Below are 1,381 nucleotides of genomic sequence, written 5' to 3' on the forward strand. Positions count from 1 at the left end.
GGCTTAGAAGCAGCCACCATTTAAAGAGTGCGTAATAGCTCACTAGTCGAGTGACTCTGCGCCGAAAATGTACCGGGGCTAAATACACCACCGAAGCTGCGAATTGATACCAATGGTATCAGTGGTAGGGGAGCGTTCTAAGTGCAGTGAAGTCAGACCGGAAGGACTGGTGGAGCGCTTAGAAGTGAGAATGCCGGTATGAGTAGCGAAAGACGGGTGAGAATCCCGTCCACCGAATGCCTAAGGTTTCCTGAGGAAGGCTCGTCCGCTCAGGGTTAGTCAGGACCTAAGCCGAGGCCGACAGGCGTAGGCGATGGACAACAGGTTGATATTCCTGTACCACCTCTTTATCGTTTGAGCAATGGAGGGACGCAGAAGGATAGAAGAAGCGTGCGATTGGTTGTGCACGTCCAAGCAGTTAGGCTGATAAGTAGGCAAATCCGCTTATCGTGAAGGCTGAGCTGTGATGGGGAAGCTCCTTATGGAGCGAAGTCTTTGATTCCCCGCTGCCAAGAAAAGCTTCTAGCGAGATAAAAGGTGCCTGTACCGCAAACCGACACAGGTAGGCGAGGAGAGAATCCTAAGGTGTGCGAGAGAACTCTGGTTAAGGAACTCGGCAAAATGACCCCGTAACTTCGGGAGAAGGGGTGCTTTCTTAACGGAAAGCCGCAGTGAATAGGCCCAAGCGACTGTTTAGCAAAAACACAGCTCTCTGCGAAGCCGTAAGGCGAAGTATAGGGGGTGACACCTGCCCGGTGCTGGAAGGTTAAGGAGAGGGGTTAGCGTAAGCGAAGCTCTGAACTGAAGCCCCAGTAAACGGCGGCCGTAACTATAACGGTCCTAAGGTAGCGAAATTCCTTGTCGGGTAAGTTCCGACCCGCACGAAAGGTGTAACGATTTGGGCACTGTCTCAACCAGAGACTCGGTGAAATTATAGTACCTGTGAAGATGCAGGTTACCCGCGACAGGACGGAAAGACCCCGTGGAGCTTTACTGTAGCCTGATATTGAATTTTGGTACAGTTTGTACAGGATAGGCGGGAGCCATTGAAACCGGAGCGCTAGCTTCGGTGGAGGCGCTGGTGGGATACCGCCCTGACTGTATTGAAATTCTAACCTACGGGTCTTATCGACCCGGGAGACAGTGTCAGGTGGGCAGTTTGACTGGGGCGGTCGCCTCCTAAAGTGTAACGGAGGCGCCCAAAGGTTCCCTCAGAATGGTTGGAAATCATTCGTAGAGTGCAAAGGCATAAGGGAGCTTGACTGCGAGACCTACAAGTCGAGCAGGGACGAAAGTCGGGCTTAGTGATCCGGTGGTTCCGCATGGAAGGGCCATCGCTCAACGGATAAAAGCTACCCCGGGGATAACAGGCTTATCTCCC

Annotated in this window: 1 rRNA gene; it reads left to right on the forward strand. The window is 52.8% G+C overall.

The window, feature by feature from the left end:
• Positions 1-1,381: ribosomal RNA gene (locus MR170_RS30615) — 23S ribosomal RNA — on the forward strand; the annotation flags it as partial.

Origin of the sequence: Bacillus cereus group sp. BfR-BA-01524, from assembly GCF_022662595.1 — a bacterium.
GTDB classification, from domain to species: domain Bacteria; phylum Bacillota; class Bacilli; order Bacillales; family Bacillaceae_G; genus Bacillus_A; species Bacillus_A thuringiensis_S.